The sequence below is a fragment of the Dactylosporangium sp. NPDC049525 genome, from assembly GCF_040676755.1.
Lineage (GTDB): Bacteria > Actinomycetota > Actinomycetes > Mycobacteriales > Micromonosporaceae > Dactylosporangium.
In genome coordinates this window covers 151827-172254 of the sequence record NZ_JBFAPO010000015.1, presented here as the reverse complement: position 1 = coordinate 172254, position 20428 = coordinate 151827, and the positions used below count along the sequence as shown (strand labels likewise).

Here is a 20428-nt window from a genome sequence, read left to right as displayed (position 1 = left end):
GGAGGGGCGAAGAGTTTCGATGACGGGCATGGCGAACCAGGCGGAGTCGTGGACGACCACGATGCGCGCCGAGCAGGCATCGCTTGACCTCGGTGCGGAGCTCGGACCGGCCGATCCGACGGCATATACGATGCGCAAGCCGATCCCCGAGCCGATGCCGATGGACCGGCACGGCCCGGCGCGGATCATCGCGATGGCCAACCAGAAGGGCGGCGTGGGCAAGACCACGTCGACCATCAACCTGGGCGCTGCCCTTGCGGAGTACGGGCGGCGGGTCCTGCTCGTCGACTTCGACCCGCAGGGTGCCCTGTCGGTCGGCCTCGGCGTCAACCCGCACAACCTGGACCTGAGCATCTACAACATCCTGATGGACTCGGACGTGACCGTCGAGGACATCCGGATCAAGACGGACATCGCCGGCCTGCACCTGCTGCCGGCCAACATCGACCTGTCCGCGGCCGAGATCCAGCTGGTCACCGAGGTCGCCCGGGAGATGGCCCTCGCGCGGGTGCTGCGACCGGTCCTGAAGGAGTACGACTACATCCTGATCGACTGCCAGCCCTCCCTCGGGCTGCTCGCGATCAACGCGCTCACCGTCGCGCACGGCGTCATGATCCCGCTGGAGTGCGAGTTCTTCGCGCTGCGCGGCGTCGCGCTGCTCCTCGACACGATCGACAAGGTCCGCGAGCGGCTCAACTTCGACCTCGAGCTCGAAGGCATCCTCGCCACCATGTACGACAGCCGCACCACCCACTGCCGCCAGGTGCTGCAGCGGGTCGTCGAGGCGTTCGGCGACAAGGTGTATCAGACCGTCATCACCAAGACCGTCAAGTTCCCCGAGTCCACGGTCGCCGGCGCGCCGATCACCACCCTCGACCCGTCCTCGTCCGGCGCCCGCAACTACCGGCAGCTGGCCCGCGAAGTCATCGCCCAGCAGGCCGAGCGGCGGTTGTAGCGGTTTTCCCGGCCTTCTGCGCTACGGTCTTCCGGTGACCGACCCTGCCACCGTGGACGCCGCGACGGCGGCGCCGTCAGGCTTCCAGGTGCGGCTGGCCAACTTCACCGGCCCGTTCGACCTGCTGCTGCAGCTCATCGGCAAGCACAAGCTTGACGTGACCGAGGTCGCGCTGCACACGGTCACCGACGACTTCATCGCCTACATCCGCGCCATGGGCGACGACTGGGACCTCGACGAGGCGTCGGAGTTCCTGGTCGTCGCCGCCACGCTGCTCGACCTGAAAGCCGCCCGGCTGCTGCCGTCGGCCACCGTCGAGAACGAGGAGGACCTGGCCCTGCTCGAGGCCCGCGACCTGCTGTTCGCGCGCCTGCTGCAGTACAAGGCGTTCAAGGAAGCGGCGGCGCACATCGCCGGCCTCGAAGCGGTCGGCTCCCGCCGCTACCCGCGCTCGGTGTCCCTGGAGCCGCAGTACGCCGAGGCGCTGCCCGACCTGGTCCTCGGCGTCGGACCGGCGAGGCTGCTGAAACTGGCGCTGCGGGCGTTCACCCCGAAGGCGGATCCGCCGCTGGTGTCGATCGCCCACATCCACATGGTCCGCGTCAGCGTCCGCGAACACGCCAACATCGTCCGCGACCGGCTCATCGAGCAGCGCGAGGCCACGTTCAGCGCCCTGTGCATCGACTGCGAGTCGACCCTGGAGGTCGTCGCCCGCTTCCTGGCGCTGCTGGAGCTGTACCGGGAGGACCTCGTCTCCTTCGAGCAGGTCCAGGCGCTCGGCGAGCTCATCGTCCGCTGGACCGGCCCGGACGACGCGGAGGCGGCGGTGATCGAGGTCGAGGAGTACGAAGGCTCGCCCGCCCCGCCGGAACCCCCGGCCGCGGCCGACGCGCTGGACACCCCGGACGCGGTGGATGCGTTGGGTGCGTTGGGTGTCGTGGACACGCCGGACCTGGACGACGTGGAGTTCGTCGATGCGGACTTCGTCGAGGTTGGCCCCGCCGTCGTGGATCTCGCTGGCGTGGACCTCGACGGCGCGGACCTCGCTGGCGTGGATCTCGCTGGCGTGGACCTCGGTGACGCGGGCCTTGGTGACGTGGGTGCGGACGGCGTGGACTCGGATGGCGACGTGAGCCTGGACGAGGCGGACGTGAGTGTGGAAGTCGGTCGGGAGCGTGCCGGTTCCGCCGGCATCGACCGGGCCGAGGCGGACAGCGAGGTGGACCAGTGAGCCAGGACGACCATTCGAGGTCGCTCGCCGACGAGGCCGCGAACTGGGTGCCGCCATGGGCACGTGCCCAGCCTCCCGCTCCAGCACCCGCCGACGAGCCCACCGCCGCCGATGACCAGGCATCCCCGGAGGACGCTCCGGCACCGGACACCGCGGCATCGGATGCTGCGGCGCCGGACGCCCCGGCGCCGGACCGTGTTGACCTTGGAGACTTTGACTGGTCAGAGGCAGTCAAAGTCTCCAAGGTCAACTCCGACCCCGAGTCCGACGCCAACCCCGACGCCAACCTCGACGCGGGAGTTGGCGCGGAGCCAGACACGGCCGAGTCCGCGCTCATGGTCGATGCCGAGCCCGACGCCGAAGCCGTGCTGGTCGTTGCCGCCGAGCCTGCCGCTGAAGCCGACCCTGCCGCCGAACCCGAAGCTGAGCTCGAACCCGAAGCTGAGCCCGAGCCCGAGCCCGAGGCCGAACCCGAGCCTGAAGCCGACGCTGAGCCCGAAGCCGGGTCGGAGCCCGAGGCCGAAGTTGAGCCCGAGCGGGAGCCGGAGCCGGAGGTTGAAGCTGAACCCGCCGCCGAGGTTGCAGCCGAGCCCGAGGCTGAAGCCGAGCCGGTAGTCGAAGCTGGCCCCGCGCTGGTCATCGACGCTGAGTCGGACGCCGTGCCCGAGCCGATCGAAGTCGACACCGCGCCGGTCGCCGACATCGAAGCTGACACCGAGGCCGACACCTCGCCCGTCACCGACGCCGAGGTCGAGGCCGAGGTCGAGGTCGGCGCTGAGTCGGCGTCCAGCGGCGGGGTGCTGTTCGACCTACCCGCGGCCGCCTCGGCGATCACGCCGGCGGCGCCTACCGAGCCGCCCCCCGCGGACATGTCCGACGCCGAGCTGCGCGGTGCCGTGGAGGCGATCCTGCTCATCGTCGACGAGCCGGCGACCGAGGTCACCCTCGCGCAGGTCCTCGACCAGCCCGTCGACCGGATCCGTGGGGTCCTGGAGGACATCGCCCGGCAGTACACGTCGCTCGGGCTCGGGTTCGACCTGCGGCGGGTGGCCGGGGGGTGGCGGCTGTACACGCGGGCGGAGTTCGCCCCGTACGTGGAGAAGTTCGTGCTCGACGGGCAGCAGATCCGGCTGACCCAAGCGGCCCTCGAAACACTGGCTGTGGTCGCGTACAAGCAGCCTGTAACCAGATCGCGCATCTCGGCCATCCGCGGTGTCAACTGTGACGGGGTTGTCCGTACGCTGGTGACGCGGGGTCTGATCGAGGAGACCGGCAGTGAGCCCGAAAGTGGGGCGTTCCTGTACCGGACGACGTCGCTGTTCCTGGAGAAACTCGGCCTGGACAGCGTGGATCAGCTGCCGCCGCTCGCCCCGTTCCTTCCCGACGACATTGATGAGATCGCCGATGCCCAGCGTTGACCCGTCCATTGTCCCTGCGACCGACCCCGCGGCCGCCTTCGAGGGCTCCGCGTTCGACGCGCCGCCGGACGCGGTGCCGCCGCGCAACGAGGAGCGGCTGCAGAAGATCCTGGCCGCCGCCGGCCTCGGGTCGCGGCGCAACTGCGAGCGGATGATCGACGAGGGGAAGGTCACCGTCAACGGCAAGGAGGCCACCCTCGGGGACAAGGCCGACGCGGTCCGCGACGTCATCCACGTCAACGGGTCGCGGCTGGTCACCGACACCCGCATGGTCTACCTCGCGCTGAACAAGCCCGCCGGGGTGGTGTCCACGATGGACGACGACAAGGGCCGCGAGGCGCTCGCCGACTACGTGCCGAACATCAACACCCGGGTCTTCCACGTCGGGCGCCTCGACCTGGAGAGCGAGGGCCTGCTGCTGCTCATGAACGACGGCGGGCTGGCGCACAAGCTGATGCATCCCTCGTACGAGGTGGCGAAGACCTATCAGGTCGAGATCGGCGGGCCGGTGCCGCGGTCGATGGGCCGGGAGCTCAAGGCGGGCATTCAGCTCGACGACGGGCCGGCGAAGGTCGACTCGTTCAAGGTCGTCACCGCGTACGGCAAGGTGGCGCTCGTCGAGGTCGTCCTGCACGAGGGGCGTAACCACATCGTGCGGCGGATGTTCGACGCGGTCGGGTTCCCGGTGCAGCGGCTGATCCGTACGCAGATCGGCCCGATCCGGCTCGGCGATCTCCGCCCGGGCAGGACGCGACACCTGTCCCAGGCGGAGATCGGCGCATTGTTCAAAGCGGTGGGCGAGTAGCCGTCAGGTGCTGCGGCGCATCGCCCGGATGCCGACGGCCAGCCCGACGGCTGCCGTCGCCGTCGCGGCGATCGCGCCCCAGAGCACAGCGCGGTCGCTGACCGTACCCGCGAACAGGAGACGCTCCGCGGTCACCATGTGTGCCAGGGGGTTGAAGTGGGCCACGGCCCGCATCCAGCCCGGCCCGGTCTCCAGGGGCAGCAGCATGCCGGACAGGATCATCAGCGGGAAGAGCAGCGTCTGGTGCACGACCCAGAACATCCAGTCGTTGCGGCGCACGGCGACGGCCAGGGCGTAGCTGAGCGAGCCGAGGCCGACGCCGAAGACGGTCAGCAGCGCCAGGCCGAGCAGCGCGCCGGCGGGGTGCAGCTCGAAGCCGAACGGCAGCATGACCAGCACGATGACCAGGGCCTGCCCGGCGAGGGGCACCATCTCCTTCAGCGCGCGCCCGACGAGCAGCGCGTGCCGGGCCAGGGGCGTGACGAGCATCCGTTCGTGTGCGCCGGTGACGAACTCGTTGAGCAGGTTCGCGCCGACGGTCGACGTGCCGAACAGGGTGGTCATCACGAGGATTGCGGGCACGAACCACTGCCACACGTCGCTGCCGAGCCCGCCTTCCTGGCCGCGCAGCGAGCCGACGAGCAGCGGCCCGAACAGCGCCAGGAAGACGAGGGGCTGGATCATGCCGAAGATCAGCGAGAACGGCGAGCGCAGCAGCGGGCGCAGTTCCCGGGCCGCGACGATGCCGACGTCGCGCAGGGCGAGGGTGCTCATGAGTTCTCCCGGAGGTTGCGGCCGGTCAGGGACAGGAAGACGTCGTCGAGGGTGGGTCGTTGGACCTCGGCGGTGCGCACGGCACCTGGTACCGCGGCGATCAGCTCCGGCAGCGCGGCCGGGCCGTCGTTGACGCGGAGCTGTACTGTGTCCGAAATTTCGGAAATATCGCGTGCGCCGGGGAGCTGCGTCGCCGCCTTGGCGATCAACGGCAGGTCGCCGGTCAGGATCAGCTTGTCGCCGGCCAGCTTCGCCTTCAGCGCGCTCGCCGTGTCGTCGGCGATCACCTCGCCGTTGTCGACGACCACGACCCGCTCGGCCATGGTGTCGGCCTCGTCGAGGTAGTGGGTGGTGAGCACGATCGTCATCCGGTGCTCCTCGCGCATGCGCAGGATGTGCTGCCACAGGTTCGCGCGGTTCTGCGGGTCGAGCCCGGTCGACGGCTCGTCCAGGAAGAGCAGCCGCGGCGCGTGGACCAGGCCGATTGCCACGTCGAGGCGGCGCCGCTGGCCGCCGGACAGGTCCGACACCTTGCGGTCGCGCAGCTCGGTGAGGTCGAGCGCGTCGAGGAGCTCGTCGGTGCGCCGCGCGGCGTCCCTGCGGTCGAGGCCGTAGATGCGGCCCTGGGTGCGCAGCTCGTCGGCGACGCGGTGGATGTGACCTGCGCCGTTGCCCTGCCCGACATAGCCGATCTGCCGGCGTACCTGGGCCGCCTGCGTCGCCACGTCGTGCCCGGCGACCACGGCCGAGCCGCTGGTCGGCGCGATGAGCGTGGTGAGCATCCGCAGCGTGGTGGTCTTGCCCGCGCCGTTGGGGCCGAGCACCGCGACGAGCTCGCCCGGGGCGATGTCCAAACTGATGCCGCGGACGGCGTGCACCGTGGTCTTCCGGTTGACGACGAAGTCCTTCGTCAGTGCTCTCGTCTGAATCATGCCCCTGACGTTGCCAGCAGATGCGGACAGTCTCTGTCCTGAACTGCGGGCGATACTGGACGCATGTTGGAGACCTCGGCACGCCTCCTGGCACTGCTGTCCCTGCTGCAGGCCCGCCGCGACTGGCCGGGCCAGACCCTTGCCGAGCGCCTCGAGGTCAGCCCGCGCACGGTGCGGCGAGACGTCGACCGGCTGCGCGAGCTCGGGTACCCGGTGCAGGCCACCCGCGGCCCCGACGGCGGGTACCGGCTCGACGCCGGCTCGGAGCTGCCGCCGCTGCTGTTCGACGACGACCAGGCGGTCGCGGTCGCGGTGGCGCTGCAGACGGCGACCATGTCGGTGGAGGGCGTGGAGGAGGCGGCGCTGCGGGCCCTGGCGACGGTGCGGCAGGTGATGCCGGCCCGGCTGCGCCAGCGGGTCGACGCGCTGCAGGTGACCAGGGTGGCGAAGGCCGGCTGGCAGCCGTCCCGGGTCGACACCGGGGTGCTCCTGGCGATCGGCCAGGCGGTACGGGCGCGCGAGGTGCTGCGCTTCGACTACGCCGGGGTGCGGGAGATGACGGCCGGGCTCAACGGTGACCGGCGCCGGGCCGAGCCGTGTCACGTGGTGACGTGGGGCGGCCGGTGGTACCTCATCGGCTTCGACCTGGACCGCGCGGACTGGCGCACGTACCGGGTCGACCGGATGACGCTGCGGACGCCGAACGGTCCCCGCTTCACGCCCAGGCCGCTGCCGGCGGCGGACGTGGCGGCGTTCGTGGCGGAGCGCTTCGAGGGGCACGACCCGCTGCCGTGCCGCGGGGAGGCGATCCTGCACGCGCCGGCGGCGGCGATCACGGAGTGGACCAGGGGACAGGCCCTCGTCGAGGTCGTGGGCCCGGACCGGTGCCGGGTGAGCGCGGGGTCGTGGTCGTGGACCGGGCTCGCGGCGTGGTTCGGGATGTTCGATGTGGAGGTGGAGCTGATCGGGCCGCCGGAGCTTCGGGCGGCGACTGCGGCGCTGGCCGGCCGGATGGCGCGGGCAGCGGCAGTCTGACGGGCGGACTGCGACCGGCCCCGGCGCGCCTGCCGGGGCCGGTCACGCTCAAGGGGCTACGCCTTGCGGACCGTCTCGAGGGCCTTCGTCCAGCTGACCGTCTGGTCGAGCACGACGCCGAGGCTGCCCTCGTGCTGCGGGCCCGGCTTGAAGGTCGAGTAGTTCTCGAAGTCGGTGAACAGCGACAGCGCCACCTGCGCGCGCACGTCCGCCACCTGGAGCTCGCCCATGATCAGCCGCAGGTGCTCGACGGCGCGGGTGCCGCCCGCGGCGCCGTAGCTGACGAAGCCGGCGGCCTTGTTGTTCCACTCGCCGTAGACGAAGTCGATCGCGTTCTTCAACGCGCCGCTGGTGGAGTGGTTGTACTCCGGCGTCACGAACACGAAGCCGTCCAGCTCGGCGATCTTCGCGGCCCACTGCTTGGTGTGCTCGTTGGCATACATCCCCTGCGACGCCGGGATGGCCTCATCCAGGTGCGGCAGGTCGTAGTCGAGCAGGTCGACCAGCTCGAACTCCGCGTCCGAGCGGCGGCTCGCGATGTCGTAGACCCACTTGGCCACGGCTTCGCCGTTCCGGCCGGGACGGGTGCTGCCGAGGATGATTCCGATCTTGGTCATTGCACAACCTTTTCGTCATGGGTGACGTGTCACCGACACCATAGCTCAGCAAAACGGTGACGTGTCACCCATGCCGGTAGACTTCGAAATGTGACGGATCCGGCATGGCTCGACGAGCACGAGCAGCGGGCCTGGCGCGGCTTTCTCGCGGTCAACGCCGCCGTCCGGGGGCGCATCGCCCGCCAGCTCCAGCAGGAGACAGGCCTCTCCAGCGCCGACTACGCCGTGCTGGTCAGCCTCTCGGAGGCACCCGGCGGGCGGCTGCGCGTCTTCCAGTTGCGCGTCGCCGCCGACTGGGAGAAAACCCGGCTCACGCACCAGATCACCCGCATGACCAGCCGTGGCCTCGTCGCCCGCGAGCCCTGCCCGGACGACCCCCGCGGCGCGTTCGTCGTGCTCACCGACGCCGGCTGGGAGGCGATCACCGCCGCGGCCCCGCTGCACGTCGCGCACGTGCGGCACTGGTTCTTCGATGCCCTGCGGCCCGAGCAGGTCGAGGCGCTGCTCGACCTCAACGACACCGTCCTGGGTCACCTGCGTGAGGCCGACCGCACCATGGGTGTGCCATGTTCACCGTGTGACGTGCCACCCTCCTGCGACGACGTCCTCCCGTGAGGTAGGGCCATCGGCGGGTCAAGTACTGTCGAACAGCAGTGGTCATCGGGGTGAAGGAGTGGGTGTGGCAGCGACGAGCGGTCAGTTGGTGGTTGCCGTCGACGGCCCCTCCGGCTCGGGCAAGTCCACGATCTCCCGCCGGGTGGCACAGGCCCTGGACGCCCGCTACCTGGACACCGGCGCCATGTACCGGGCGGTGACCTGGGCCGTGCTGCGCGACAACGTCGACCTGAGCGACGCGGAGAAGATCCACGCCGTCGCGGCCGCCGTCACCCTCAGCATCGGCACCGACCCGGCCGCGCCGCACATCAGCGTCGACGGCGTCGGCGTCGACCGGGAGATCCGCGGCGCCGAGGTCACCCAGGCCGTGTCCGCCGTGTCCGCCGTCCCCGCCGTGCGGGCGCTGCTGGTCGCCCTCCAGCGCGACATCATCGCCGGCGCGGCACGCATCGTGGTCGAGGGCCGCGACATCGGCACCGTGGTCGCCCCTGGCGCCGACCTGAAGGTCTATCTCACCGCCTCGGCGGACGAGCGGGCCCGGCGCCGGAGCACCGAGAATGCCGTCAACCAGGCCGCGACCGCAGCCGACCTGGCCCGGCGTGACAGACTTGACTCGACGCGCGCCGCCGATCCGCTTCGCCAAGCCGACGACGCCGTTGTGCTCGACACCACCGCGCTCGGTATCGACGAGGTGGTCGAGCGCCTCCAGCGGATGCTGGACAAGGTCACCGCATAGGCGAGCGCCGGCCCCCCGGCAGTTGAACAAAGGATCCCCGTGAGCGCTGAGGCATCCACAGGTGCCGAGGTCGACGTCGACGTTGTCGATGGCGTCGAGCTGAGTGTGCCGATCGTCGCCGTCGTCGGCCGACCCAACGTCGGCAAGTCGACCCTCGTCAACCGGATCCTGGGCCGCCGTCAGGCGGTCGTCGAGGACGTCGCCGGCGTCACCCGCGACCGGGTCGCCTATGACGCCGAGTGGACCGGGCGGCACTTCACCGTCGTGGACACCGGCGGCTGGCTGCCCGACGCCAAGGAACGCGCCAAGGCCATCGCCACCCAGGCGGAGATCGCCACCCAGACCGCGGACGTCGTGCTGTTCGTGGTCGACGCCACGATCCCGCCGACCGCCGACGACGAGGCCGCGGTCAGGATGCTGCGCCGCAGCGGCCGCCCCGTGATCCTCGTCGCCAACAAGGTCGACAACGCCCGCATCGAGGGGGAGATCTCCAGCCTCTGGGGCCTCGGCCTCGGCGAGCCGTTCCCGATCTCGGCCCTGCACGGCCGCGGCGCCGGCGACCTGCTCGACAAGATCCTCGCCGCGCTGCCCGCCGCGAAACCCGTCGTCCCGCGCGAGGCCGGCCCGCGCCGCATCGCGCTCGTCGGCCGGCCCAACGTCGGCAAGTCCAGCCTGCTCAACAAGCTGGCCAAGGAGGAGCGGGCGGTCGTCGACCCCGTCGCCGGCACCACCGTCGACCCCGTCGACAGCCTCGTCGACTTCGGCGGCGAGACCTGGCACCTCGTCGACACCGCCGGCCTGCGCAAGCGCGTGGCACAGGCCAGCGGCACCGAGTACTACGCCTCCCTGCGTACCAACGCGGCGATCGAGGCGGCAGAGGTCGCGATCGTGCTGCTGGACGCGAGCGAGGTCATCTCCGAGCAGGACCAGCGGATCATCACGATGGTGATCGAGTCCGGCCGGGCCCTCGTCGTCGCGTTCAACAAATGGGACCTCGTCGACGAGGACCGCCGGCACCTGCTCGGCAAGGAGATCGAGCGCGAGCTGCGCCGCATCCCGTGGGCGATCAAGGTCAACGTGTCCGCGCTGACCGGCCGGGCCGTGGACAAGCTCGCCCCCGCGCTGAACACCGCGCTGGAGAACTGGGAGCGCCGGGTGCCGACGGGCCAGCTCAACCAGTGGCTCACCGCGCTCGTGCAGCAGACCCCGCACCCGATCCGCGGCGGCCGCGCCCCACGCGTGCTGTTCTCCACCCAGGCCGGCGTGTCGCCGCCGAAGTTCGTGCTCTTCACCACGGGCGTGCTCGACCCCGGCTACGTCCGGTTCGTCGAGCGCAAGCTCCGTGAGGAGTTCGACTTCCTCGGCACCCCGATCCACATCACCGTGAAGCCCCGCAAGAAGAACAGCCCTCGCGGGAAGAAGTAACCCTCGCCGTCGCCTTTGTACGGCGGGGCAGCAGCGCTTCCGCGGCGACGGCGACGACGACCAGCACGGCGAACACGGTCATTCCCATGCCCGCGAGTTCGGCCGGTGCGCGCCGAGGATGAGGCGCGCACCGGTGCCGCACCTAGACTGCTGCCGTCTCCTCCGTGGTGCCCGCCTCGATCTGGTCCTTGGCCGCCGCCGCGCTGCCCAGGATGTCGATCTCGAGGCCCTTCGCCAGCCACGACGCGCCGAAGCACAGCACCGCCGCGGTCTCGCCGATGATCAGGCTGTACGCGTCGGGCCAGCCGAACACCTCGGTCAGCGCGATGTACGCCACCGCGACGCCGATCCCGGCCGCGCACGCGTAGTGGAACGACCGCCAGAACTCGGGCGTGAACCGCGCGGTGTGCCCGTCCCGGTGCTGCGACCTGGCCCCCTCACGGCGGCCGAAGAAGTAGCTGATCACCCCCAGGCTGAGGATGAACGTCGCGGCGCACACGTAGTGCACCTGCTGGACGAAGGGCTCGCCGAGCTTGTCCTGCAACGGCGACGTCGGGACCGTCCCGCCGCCGGGCCGCCCCGTCGCGAACAACGCCACCCCCACCGCCGCGACGCCCGCGAGGGCGCTCAGCGTGTTCTCCAGGTTCCGCTCGAAGAACTTGTAGAAGATCAGGAAGAACGCGGTGACGCACAGGCAGCTGACGAAGACGTCCCGCATGCCGGAGTAGTAGTACGCGCTGAGCGACCCGCGGGGCCTGCCGCCCTCGAACAGGAACCCGTCGCCGAGCAGCAACGCCACCGGCAGCAGGACGCCCATGACACCGATCAGGGTGCGCATCAGCAGGAACGAACGTAGATAGAGGATCCGGGACTTCAGGTTCTCGTCGGCCTGGTCCTGGGTGGAATCGGGACGCTGCGGAGCGTCCACCGGTGGGGTGAGATAGCCCATGGTGCCCTCCAAGTGATGACACCTGTAGGAGCACGCTGTGACGCCCGTGATACGTGCCGTCAGAGCCGCTGTGCGGTCGCGATCGAGTCGACCTCCGGTACCGCTGCTCTCCAGCGTCTGCCGGGTCAGCCACCGCGTCGTCCAGCGCCAGCCGGGCTGCCTCCGTTGGACACCGTTGGTCACGGCCGCCGGGCGGCTACCACCGGTAGCTGCGACCGTGGTCGCGACCGGTGTTCGGATCGACGGGCGTCGGGTGTACCCGCAGCAGCGACCGCACGCTGCGCAGCAACGCGTCCGGGCTGAACGGTTTGACCATGTGGTGCACCGCTCCTGCCATCACGCCGCTGCGCACGACGTCCGGCTGCGACGGCGCCGACAGCAGCATCACCGGGATCTGTGCCGTCTCCGGATCGTTCTGCAGCTGCTCGCACGCGCTCAGCCCGTCCTGCCCCGGCATCATGATGTCGAGGATCACCAGGTTGGGCAGGCACGCCACCGCAGCGTCGACGGCCGCCAGCCCGTTGTCCGTCTCGATCACCTCGAAGCCGGCCTTCACCAGCTTGTACGCCATCATTCCCCGCAGGTCCGGGTCGTCGTCGGCGACGAGAATCCGGGCGGTCTGCGCTTCGGACGCGATACTTCCGGCGACGGCGATGCTCATGGGGCGCCTCCTGTTGGGGGTGAGGTGTCCCAGACTCACCCGCCCCGGCTGCGCTTCAGCGGCCACGTGGTTGCCGAACGGTTGTGTGCGGCAGCTCACTGTTGTGCTTGCGGCGGTGTTGTTTGCAGCGGTGTTGTTTGCGGCGGTGTTGTTTGTAGTGGTCCTAGCAGGTCCCATCGGTTCCCGGCGATGTCGAGGAAGACGGCGACCTGCCCGTACACCTCGGACCGCGGCGACCGCACGAACTGGACGCCGGCCGCCTGCATCCGGTCGAACGTCGCCGTGAAGTCATCGACCTGCAGGAAGAATCCGACCCTGCCCTTGACCTGCTCGCCGATCGCCTCCCGCTGCCGCTCACCGTCAGCCCTGGCAAGGAGCAACCCGGTGCCGCCACCAGGCGGGCGCACCACGACCCACCGCTTCGGCTGCCCGTCGGTCGTGGTCGCGGGGGAGTCCTCGACCAGCTCGAACCCCAGCACCTCGGTGAAGAACCCGATCGCCGGCTCGTACTCCTCCACCACGATCGTCACGAGATCAAGTCGCATCCCCGCACCTTAGTCGGGACGGGGGATACTCCTGCGCGACGTGGTGAGGGGATGCGCTAGTCTGTAGCGGCTGCTCCGGACGGCGTCCGGATGCACGGGACGTAGCGCAGCTTGGTAGCGCACTTGACTGGGGGTCAAGGGGTCGTGGGTTCGAATCCCGCCGTCCCGACATCGTAAAAGGCCAGCTCAGCTGGCCTTTTTTATTGACCAGAGTCGATGCGTTGGTCGCGTCATGACACTTGTTTTTGCACGTAAGCGCGTACTGTTTCCGCGAACCTGCTGCTGGATGGGCTGTTGATCTCGCTAAGGTCCGTTAGCGCACAGGTCTGCGGTGTCCAGTCTGGGCGCCATGATGATCGCCAAAGATGCGGCTTGAGCAGCACTTTTAGGCTTCGCTCTGATCGGTGCCCATCTGTGAAACGGCCCCTTTACCGCAGCGGGCGAGTCCGGGTCCACTGTGGATGGTCACGACACATCTGCGACACGTACGCCCGTACGGTGATCTCCCTGGTGGGTCACGCTTCGGGCAGTGCGTCGGCGCTGGTGCGGGTCCGTTGTGGGAGGTGCACGTCGAGTAGGTAGGGGATGGTGCTGACTGCGTTGGTCGCGGCGATGTTCGTTGCCTGTTGGTTGAGACTGGCGAGCAGGCTGTCCTTGCTGAGGCGTGCCGCGGCCCTCTTCCTGCTGTCGCCGTTGGTCCACGGTTCGAGGGGGTACCAGCCGATCAGGTAGATGCCCGCTGAGCTGTTTACTGCCGGTAGGTACCGGTCGGCCAGTTGTGTCTGTTGGGCGATGGGTATCTCCTTGTTCCATGAGCCTTTGATCTCGATGACGACGGCTACGCGGTTGGCGATGGTTTCGTCGGTGGTCTTGGTGCGTGTTGTGGCTTCGACGAGGAGGTCGGTTCGTTCCCCGGCTCCGGTGAGGGGATCCGTCGGTTTGACCATGACCTCGCGGTTCACGATGAGGCCTCGTCCGGCGAGCCGAAGTGTCAGTTCGTGCGTGAGGTACGCCTGCAGCGCGTACTCGTACTTGGGCCGCCAGCTGCCGTTCGCCTGGTGATTCCACAGCAGGTCGCCGTGCTGAGGGAGATCGGCGCTGATCTGGTCGAGAGTTTCCAGCAAGATTTCCAGTAGTTCGCCATCGGTACGGGCGAACCGTCGGGTCGCGTTGTCGAGCAGTTTCGCGACGTCGCTCGGTTCCGGTGCCCGCCAACGCTCCGCGGCGGCGGACCTGCGGGCCCGGACCAGGCAGTAGACCAGAAACTGGCGCTCGGGAAATGCGCCGCGCAGCCCGATCAGCGCGTCAACTGCTTCGTCGGTGCCAAGGGTGGCCAGCACTTCAAGCACGCTGTCTCGCCACCGGCGGGCTCCTTCCTCCGGTCCTTCGAAGTGGGCCTCCGGTCTCCAGGCCGGGTCCTTCTCCGCTGGGAAGACCTGGCTGAGCCACCGGAAGACGCGGACGAGGTCTTCCACGGAGCGAGCCTCCAGCAACGCTCTGGAGTCGTGCGCCGACGCGGTGGCTAGTGCGACCTCGCGGCCGATCGACAGTCGGGCGGCGCTCGCCGTCAGTACCGCCGCGAGACCATTCTCGACGTCAGCGCGTAGCAGCACCCTGCCAGCGCGCCCGGCGAGCGTGAGTGCCGTCGGCGCATTGGTGCGGGTCTGCAGTTGGCTGAGAGCGAGCCCGGCGCCGCGGGCATCGCCGGCGTCGATGAGCGCTCGGACCACGGTCTCCCAGGTCTCCATAGCGATCGCTCGGTGCTCGTCGGAGTCGAGGCGGAAAGGCGCGTTGTCCGTCGCGGTGATGGCTGCCGCGATCTCGGTGGTCACTTCCGCGAATGCGTCGGCGATGGGGAGCGCCCAGGCGGGATCGATGAGTCGCACGCCGAACGGCGAGCTGCCTCGTGCGAGGTCCGCCCGAACGTACTCCTTGAGGCAGGTCCCAAGCCGTTCCGGCACATACTGGGCAGCGGCCGCAAGCAGCTTGCGCTGAAGATTTGCGCGGTCGTCGAGTGACGTGATCGAGTCGATGAGCGCGTGTGTCCAGCATGCCCAGCATTCGGGCGGTAGTTCGCCGAGCCGGTCACGGCGGTGGAGCAATGCGAAGGCCAGAAAGCCAGCCCACGAGCGTCTGTCGAGTACGCCGCGTCCGAGCCAATCCGCGCTGTGGTCGTGTTGGACGGACAGGTACCGCAGCGCAGCTTCGGTGAGACGCTCAGGGTGATCGGCGGGCAGTACGGCTGTGCCGGGAAGGTTCAGCAGGTTGTCGTCCTGGCGGAGCCGCCCTTTGGCTGTGTCAGGTTCGAACTGTAGGAGGTGCGCCAGTTGCCAGAACGCGTCGGGCTCGCCGGCTTCGGCCTCGACGAGTAGCTGCCGGAGCCGCTGATGGAACGCCGCGATGTCCCCAGGAGTTGCTTCCGGCTGGTCGTTGCGTCGTCTTCTCTGCCACCGCAGCGCCAGCTCGCTGTCGACGCGGACAGGGTCGAACCACCAGCTGACGTGAACCCACACAGGGTGGGTCTTGTCGTCAAGGACGGTCGTCGCCGATTCGTCGTCGGCCAGGTCGAATACCAACGACGCTGTGATAGCGAGCGCCTCGGCCAGTTCCGTGCGGCCGTCCGCCGCGGCGTCGGTGGTCAACTTGTAGAGCCACATGAAGTCCGTGGAGTCCAGCAGCGTTGTCCGCCCGCCTAGCTGCAGCTCGCTGTCGGGTTGTTCAGCGGAGCGTCTGAATTGGCGTCCTCGCCAGGGCCCTAGAAGGTTCCAGGCGTAAGCGCGGTTGAACGTCCCGCTCTCGACCCACTGTTGAAGCAATTCATAGGCAACCGTGCGACGCAACGCGCACACGGTCGCTGGCTCCGTACCGTCCGGGTTGACGAGGTCTAGTGCCCCGAGCATGGCCACCGGCTGGTCTTGCTCGATGCGGTGGCGTACCACTGTCGCCACGCTACGCATGTGCCCAGAGTCGATGAGGAGTGCCCGGTCGAGCAACTCGTCAACGAAATCGTCGAAGTAGTCGGGCGGGTTGCTCGTGTCTTCGTTCCGGCCGTACTCGTTGGCCGCCCACCGAAGCACGCTGTCGAGGTCGGTCTCAGGCAGGCGCTCCGAGAGGGTGTACCAGAACATCCGCATGGAGCCGATGACCGTGGAGTGGCTGCGATGCCGCAGGACGGGCAGCACGTCCTCGGTCGTGACGTATCGTGGCCACAGCATGTGCAGCAGACCGCCGCGCAGCTCTCCAATCGGGTCCACGCTGGCTACGTGCGTTGGTTCCGCGAATCGATGCAGGAGCTGCCGCAGCCGGCCGGCCGCCCTGTCTGGGTTGGCTGCGAACGCGGACGATGCCGCCAGCATTCGAGTCGAGTCGTCCCAGGCTTCGTTCTCCGCCAGACGCAGGAGCCGATCGAGCAGGTCAGGGTCGTCCGCGTCGCGGGCGAGGCGGACGGCCAGCCGGATCCGCGCCCAGGGGTTCCAGTCCTTCGGGGGCTCGGCGTCAGCTGTTGTCAGGACCTCCAGCAGCTGTGGGCCGAGATCCGGATGGGCGAGATATCGACTGGCCCGGGCCCATGGCTGGTCTGCAACCTCGACCTCGCTGGCGCGGCGTAGCATCGCGTCGACGATCGCCGCGCGTACGGCGGGTGAGTCGACGAGCGGGCTGTGCGGTACGAGGCTTTCTGGGTCTGCGTCTGCGAGCCATCGCGTCTCTGCACCGATCATGCCGGCCAGCCAGCCTGCTGTCTCACGCAAAGCAACTGGAATGGCGTGGTCGACGCGGCCGACCGGCATGAGGAACAGCCGCCGCAGCTGCGCCTGCGGCACACCGCGTCGGACGAGGTAAGAGGCGGCGAGATAGGCCGCGAATGATGCGTGGCGAAACGCCAGCCGGTTCACCCCTCGCCCGGTGAACAGCCCGGTCGCCAGCGTTGCGGCGACAAGCCTGGCGGTGACGTGGAACGGCCCGCCGTCGCAAACCTCTTCGCCGCCGACGAAGGCGGAGGCGTCCACATCTTGCCCACCAGCCTCCAAAGCCCGGCCGTGCCAGACAGTTCGGCGGCCCGACAACACGAGTTGGGCGGCAATCCGTTCCGCGACCGCCCGCCGCTGACCTGGGGTCGAGTCATCGTTCACGCCGGCGCGCTCTCTGTCGTACTCGTCCAACAACTGCAGGACTCCTCTGGCGAACAGCGCTGCCGGCGGCGCATCGAGAGAGTCATGCTTGAGGAACGTGCGACAGAGCAATTCAAGCGTGAGAGGCACATTAGCCAGAGCGGTCGCGCCACGCTCCACGGCTGCCGCAATGAGCGCCTCGCCGTCGATGCCTGCGACACTCGACGACAGCGCGATGGCCTCAGCGCGGGTGAGCGGCGCCAGATCCGCCAGGTGGCAGGCGCCGCAAGCGTGCCGCAGTACTGCAGTGAGGTTGGATGGGTAGTCCGCGGTTCGGCACCCGAGCATGAGGCGGAGACCGCTGGTGTCGCGGCCTTCGAGCGCACGCTTGAAATAGGTGGCGAGCTGTCGCAGCGCAGGCGACTCATCGACCTGGTCCAGGATGATGATCCGCTCGGGCGCCGGCCGGGTGAACGCGTCAGTGGCCATTGACGTTGCCTTGGACGGAAGGGATCGCAGATGCCGTCCGATGAACTCCTCGAACGAGGCCCAATCAACGATGTCAGCACTATCGACTGGGCCGTTCACGGTCAACCCGGTTGTTTCGGCATAGGTGCGGAGGCGGTCGAACTCTGTCGACTTGCCAAGACCCGGCTCGCCGAGCAGCACAACAGCCCCGACATACACGACATCTTGTAGTGGCAACACCCGGCCAGCGATCTCGCTGTCCAGCCCGACCGGCTCGATCCACTGCGGGGACAGGAAGCCGTCGTCGTCCGATGGAAACGACAGCTCGTCACCGACATCATCTGACCGGACCCGGCAGAGCCGGGGCACCCGAACGCCGAAGTAGGAGTTCATGTCTCTACGCCTCGAGGGAACCGACAGCCTGACGCTGGAGCCGTTCAGCGTACCTCTCAACGCCAGTTCGATGTTCTAACCCGCGATGACACGCCAGCGCGGCGCTTCATTCCGTGTCTTGGCATGGCGGTGCATTGCGTCGCCGCGGACAAGCCGGTCAGGCTGCGCGATATGGCAGGTATCGCGAGTCGATGGTGAGTGCCCGAAGCAGCGGCGCGACGAGGCGTTCGGCAAGGCCGTCGGCGTTCGCCGCGAGATCGGTGGTGGTTGCCGTGGTGGTTCGCTCATAGAGATCGTCGTCATAGGGATGGACGACGTCCTCGTCGCCGGAAAGCACGTAATCGTAAGCGATCGCGTCCTTGATACCGGTAAGGCGCAGCCCGACGTCCCACGGTCCGTCGTAGCTGGCGACACGCTGACCGAGGTCGCCGGCGAGGGCAAGAGCACTGTGGGTCAGACCGAGGATCAGTGCGGGAAAGATCACCGGTTGAGTTGCCTGCGGTTCAGGTGCGCCGATTCGCCTCCACATTGGCCTGGCATGATCGGTGGCCCGGCCGCACAGCACGGTGATGCTGCCGTCCTCACAGACTGTCAACACCAGCAGCGACGCCTCGCGAACGGAGCTGTCTTCGCGGACCCCGTCCGTACGGTGGATACCTCTACTGCTGCGACGCCAGGATCCGGCGCTGAAATCTGGCGCAAACGACGCCTCCCTGCCGCGAGCAGCGATCGCGTGCTGGACTGCGGCGTTCAGCTCAGCCGTGGCAGAGGGGGTGCAGATCGAGCCGAGGACGTCGCTCTCGGCTGAGCGTGGGCTAATGATCAGATACAGGTGGCCGTTGACGCGAGCGGCGGCATCGGGAACAGGGTCTGACGCGGCAAGTTGGTCGAGCCGATCCGCCGGCGTTGAACGCCGTTCGGGCGCCGCGGTCTGTCCGCCGTTGGCGGCCTGCGCCTGCCAGATCCGCGAGGGCCGGGTCGACTCTGTCACCCACGTGGCTCGTGCTCGGTCGTACTCGTCGGCGGTGGTGACAGCGGCAAACCGTTGAATGTCGCGGCTGATTTCCCACCACCAGTCGTTTGGCTCACCTCCACCGCTGCCAAAGCCCCAGCGTTGTACGAGCAACATTGCGTACAGCCGGTGCAATGCCCGGGGGGCGTCAGCCAGATGGAAGTGCTCGGCGACGTCGTGCGACGTCAGACGGGGCACTGCGGTGGGTTCGTTGCTGGGGTCGAACTCGTCGTCGAGGACTGCGGCCCATCGGGTAGCGGCGAGAAACAGCGCTACGTCCCGTTCGGTTCCTCGGCAGCGGGCCATGCCACGAACCGTCAGCTGGATGGGGTTGTCCGGCATCGGCTCAGTGTTCTCCCGAATACCAGCGAGCAATCCGGCAGGCATCGTCGAGACGGCTTTAGCGGCGTCTACGCCCTGCCGGCGAAGCGGCCGGTCGATGAGGTTGAAGGCCGGCCACCTGTCGTGTTGAACGAATAGCTCGGATACCAGCTGCAACGTCCGCTGATGCGCATCGGTGAAATCGCCGCCGTCCGTCGAGGAAGCCGGCGTAGCCGGTCCGCTCAACGCCGCCACTTGCAGGTAGCCATGCTGCGGCCCGCCTGCCAGGAGATCGTTGTGACTATCGGACTTCTGGGTGGGTCGCGGAACGACAAGATGCGTCAGCAGCGCATAGAGGACTTCGGCAGAGGCACGGGCCGCGAACCGCTTGTACCGGTCGTCTTTGCGTGGATCGGCGTGATCCATGACCCCTTTGACGACCAACCAGTGTGGAACCTGCTGGTGACGGGCGACGGTGGCGATGGTGGCGGCCTCCATCTCCAGCGCGGCAACGGAACGCACCCCCATCTGCGCGAGGTTTGCCCACGTCAAACCGTCCTTGACCACTCCGCTGCCGCTGGCCATCGGAGCCACCTTGACCGCGAACGGGAGGGTGCGCGGTCCGTCGACATCGTCGTATAGTCGCTGTTCGATGAACCTGCGGCCTTCGTCCGTCAACGCCCAACCCTGGCCGCTGCGATCGATCAAGCCGTCGGCCTGCATCTGCGAAGGCCGCGTCCGCCAGGTGCCGTCCGGGAAGTAGCGGGATCGGGCGGGGTGGCTCCGCGGCTCGTCACCTGCCAGCAGCCGTTCCAGGAACCACAGGGTCGCCTCGTCGCGAGTGGCCGGACCGAAGCTCGGCAGGTCGGACGGCGAGAACTCCTGCATCGCTCGGATCCAGGTGTCATCCAGCAGTAGATGCCGATGATCGCCTTGGAAGTTCGTGTCGGCTCGTTTGCCTTCGTCGTATTCGTAGGTCATCTCGGCGACGACCACGTCGCCAAGGACAACGTCGCTCGGGTTGCCTGCGCAGACGCCGGACATCGCCAGGCACTGCGGGTCAAGGCGCTCAGCGAGGACGGTCGCAATCGGAGCGGTTGAACGGCCACCCATCCGCGTCGGTCGCGCCAACGCGATTGAAAGTGGCGGCCCGGCTGTCGTCGCCACCTCGATGGTCTCGTACGGAGCTGACGTAGCCTGATCATGCTTCCGCCATTGAGTCTTCGCCACCGATGCGAGGTTTAGACCGACTGTGTGAGCCGCGTCGTACTCCTCTCGCAGCGCCGTAACGATGAGGACGTCCACGCTGGCCATTGCACCCTCTCCACGACGCTCCGCCGCTGTCGAGGTTACCGCGAGCAGGTCGACCGTTGGCGTCAGGTCCTGGTGAGCGAGGCGCGGACGCGGTGGCGGCGGACAACCGCCGG

16 protein-coding genes and 1 tRNA gene are annotated in these 20428 nt (G+C 68.5%); 9 read left to right on the top strand and 8 right to left on the bottom strand.

Annotation, left to right across the window (positions count from 1 at the left end; all coding sequences use genetic code 11):
• Positions 1 to 19 precede the first annotated feature (19 nt).
• The 4 genes from AB0K00_RS22860 to AB0K00_RS22845 are packed head-to-tail and all read left to right on the top strand — an operon-like array spanning position 20 to position 4409.
• The gene (locus AB0K00_RS22860) at positions 20 to 955 is read left to right on the top strand and encodes a ParA family protein (protein ID WP_363523509.1); all 936 of its coding nucleotides are present in this window, start codon (positions 20 to 22) and stop codon (positions 953 to 955) included.
• 34 nt (positions 956 to 989) lie between these two features.
• Positions 990 to 2186 carry a segregation/condensation protein A gene (locus AB0K00_RS22855; RefSeq protein WP_363523508.1) on the top strand — a complete coding sequence of 399 codons (1197 nt, stop codon included), beginning with the start codon at positions 990 to 992 and terminating at the stop codon, positions 2184 to 2186.
• Positions 2183 to 3604, top strand: coding sequence for an SMC-Scp complex subunit ScpB (gene scpB / locus AB0K00_RS22850; RefSeq protein WP_363523507.1), 1422 nt, complete (start codon positions 2183 to 2185; stop codon positions 3602 to 3604). The genes AB0K00_RS22855 and scpB overlap by 4 nt, the downstream gene beginning before the upstream one ends.
• Positions 3591 to 4409, top strand: coding sequence for a pseudouridine synthase (locus tag AB0K00_RS22845; protein WP_363523506.1), 819 nt, complete (start codon positions 3591 to 3593; stop codon positions 4407 to 4409). Before scpB ends, AB0K00_RS22845 begins: the two co-directional genes overlap by 14 nt.
• Before the next feature lie 3 nt (positions 4410 to 4412).
• Here AB0K00_RS22845 and AB0K00_RS22840 read toward each other — a convergent pair whose 3' ends face one another.
• Together AB0K00_RS22840 and AB0K00_RS22835 are read right to left on the bottom strand one after the other, a co-directional pair.
• A complete protein-coding gene (locus tag AB0K00_RS22840) occupies positions 4413 to 5183 on the bottom strand; it encodes an ABC transporter permease (protein ID WP_363523505.1) in 771 nt (256 codons plus the stop codon).
• Positions 5180 to 6115, bottom strand: a complete 936-nt coding sequence (locus AB0K00_RS22835; protein ID WP_363523504.1) for an ATP-binding cassette domain-containing protein — start codon at positions 6113 to 6115, stop codon at positions 5180 to 5182. The genes AB0K00_RS22840 and AB0K00_RS22835 overlap by 4 nt, the downstream gene beginning before the upstream one ends.
• 63 nt (positions 6116 to 6178) lie before the next feature.
• Here AB0K00_RS22835 and AB0K00_RS22830 point away from each other — a divergent pair, with 63 nt between their 5' ends.
• A complete protein-coding gene (locus AB0K00_RS22830; protein ID WP_363523503.1) occupies positions 6179 to 7150 on the top strand; it encodes a WYL domain-containing protein in 972 nt (323 codons plus the stop codon).
• A 56-nt stretch (positions 7151 to 7206) separates the two neighbouring features.
• Here the strand turns inward: AB0K00_RS22830 and AB0K00_RS22825 are convergent, their stop codons facing one another.
• A complete protein-coding gene (locus tag AB0K00_RS22825; RefSeq protein ID WP_363523502.1) occupies positions 7207 to 7767 on the bottom strand; it encodes an NAD(P)H-dependent oxidoreductase in 561 nt (186 codons plus the stop codon).
• A 90-nt stretch (positions 7768 to 7857) separates the two neighbouring features.
• Here AB0K00_RS22825 and AB0K00_RS22820 point away from each other — a divergent pair, with 90 nt between their 5' ends.
• The 3 genes from AB0K00_RS22820 to der all read left to right on the top strand — a co-directional run bounded on the left by AB0K00_RS22820 (position 7858) and on the right by der (position 10543).
• Complete coding sequence (locus AB0K00_RS22820) at positions 7858 to 8382, top strand: MarR family winged helix-turn-helix transcriptional regulator (RefSeq protein ID WP_363523501.1); 525 nt, start codon at positions 7858 to 7860, stop codon at positions 8380 to 8382.
• A gap of 64 nt (positions 8383 to 8446) precedes the next feature.
• Entirely contained in the window at positions 8447 to 9118 is a 672-nt protein-coding gene (gene cmk / locus AB0K00_RS22815; protein WP_363523500.1) for a (d)CMP kinase, read from the top strand.
• A gap of 99 nt (positions 9119 to 9217) precedes the next feature.
• The gene (gene der / locus AB0K00_RS22810; protein ID WP_363523546.1) at positions 9218 to 10543 is read left to right on the top strand and encodes a ribosome biogenesis GTPase Der; all 1326 of its coding nucleotides are present in this window, start codon (positions 9218 to 9220) and stop codon (positions 10541 to 10543) included.
• Between the two features lie 142 nt (positions 10544 to 10685).
• Here the strand turns inward: der and AB0K00_RS22805 are convergent, their stop codons facing one another.
• From AB0K00_RS22805 to AB0K00_RS22795, 3 genes are all read right to left on the bottom strand, one after another.
• Complete coding sequence (locus AB0K00_RS22805; protein WP_363523499.1) at positions 10686 to 11492, bottom strand: hypothetical protein; 807 nt, start codon at positions 11490 to 11492, stop codon at positions 10686 to 10688.
• A gap of 196 nt (positions 11493 to 11688) precedes the next feature.
• Entirely contained in the window at positions 11689 to 12153 is a 465-nt protein-coding gene (locus AB0K00_RS22800; protein WP_363523498.1) for a response regulator, read from the bottom strand.
• A gap of 95 nt (positions 12154 to 12248) precedes the next feature.
• A complete protein-coding gene (locus AB0K00_RS22795; protein WP_363523497.1) occupies positions 12249 to 12698 on the bottom strand; it encodes a VOC family protein in 450 nt (149 codons plus the stop codon).
• A 95-nt stretch (positions 12699 to 12793) separates the two neighbouring features.
• Here AB0K00_RS22795 and AB0K00_RS22790 point away from each other — a divergent pair.
• Positions 12794 to 12867, top strand: a tRNA-Pro gene (locus AB0K00_RS22790).
• Between the two features lie 346 nt (positions 12868 to 13213).
• Here AB0K00_RS22790 and AB0K00_RS22785 read toward each other — a convergent pair.
• The gene (locus AB0K00_RS22785) at positions 13214 to 17668 is read right to left on the bottom strand and encodes a hypothetical protein (RefSeq protein WP_363523496.1); all 4455 of its coding nucleotides are present in this window, start codon (positions 17666 to 17668) and stop codon (positions 13214 to 13216) included.
• A 157-nt stretch (positions 17669 to 17825) separates the two neighbouring features.
• Positions 17826 to 20306 (bottom strand): hypothetical protein, encoded by a 2481-nt coding sequence (locus AB0K00_RS22780; protein WP_363523495.1) that lies wholly within the window; start codon positions 20304 to 20306, stop codon positions 17826 to 17828.
• Between the last annotated feature and the right edge of the window lie 122 nt (positions 20307 to 20428).

Bases quoted from the DNA above. Each gene is read 5' to 3' on its own strand.
- AB0K00_RS22860 (WP_363523509.1), top strand. From the start codon at position 20: ATGACGGGCATGGCGAACCAGGCGGAGTCGTGGACGACCACGATGCGC.
- AB0K00_RS22845 (WP_363523506.1), top strand. From the start codon at position 3,591: ATGCCCAGCGTTGACCCGTCCATTGTCCCTGCGACCGACCCCGCGGCC.
- AB0K00_RS22840 (WP_363523505.1), bottom strand. From the start codon at position 5,183: ATGAGCACCCTCGCCCTGCGCGACGTCGGCATCGTCGCGGCCCGGGAA.
- AB0K00_RS22835 (WP_363523504.1), bottom strand. From the start codon at position 6,115: ATGATTCAGACGAGAGCACTGACGAAGGACTTCGTCGTCAACCGGAAG.
- AB0K00_RS22830 (WP_363523503.1), top strand. From the start codon at position 6,179: ATGTTGGAGACCTCGGCACGCCTCCTGGCACTGCTGTCCCTGCTGCAG.
- AB0K00_RS22825 (WP_363523502.1), bottom strand. From the start codon at position 7,767: ATGACCAAGATCGGAATCATCCTCGGCAGCACCCGTCCCGGCCGGAAC.
- AB0K00_RS22805 (WP_363523499.1), bottom strand. From the start codon at position 11,492: ATGGGCTATCTCACCCCACCGGTGGACGCTCCGCAGCGTCCCGATTCC.
- AB0K00_RS22800 (WP_363523498.1), bottom strand. From the start codon at position 12,153: ATGAGCATCGCCGTCGCCGGAAGTATCGCGTCCGAAGCGCAGACCGCC.
- AB0K00_RS22795 (WP_363523497.1), bottom strand. From the start codon at position 12,698: ATGCGACTTGATCTCGTGACGATCGTGGTGGAGGAGTACGAGCCGGCG.
- AB0K00_RS22785 (WP_363523496.1), bottom strand. From the start codon at position 17,668: ATGAACTCCTACTTCGGCGTTCGGGTGCCCCGGCTCTGCCGGGTCCGG.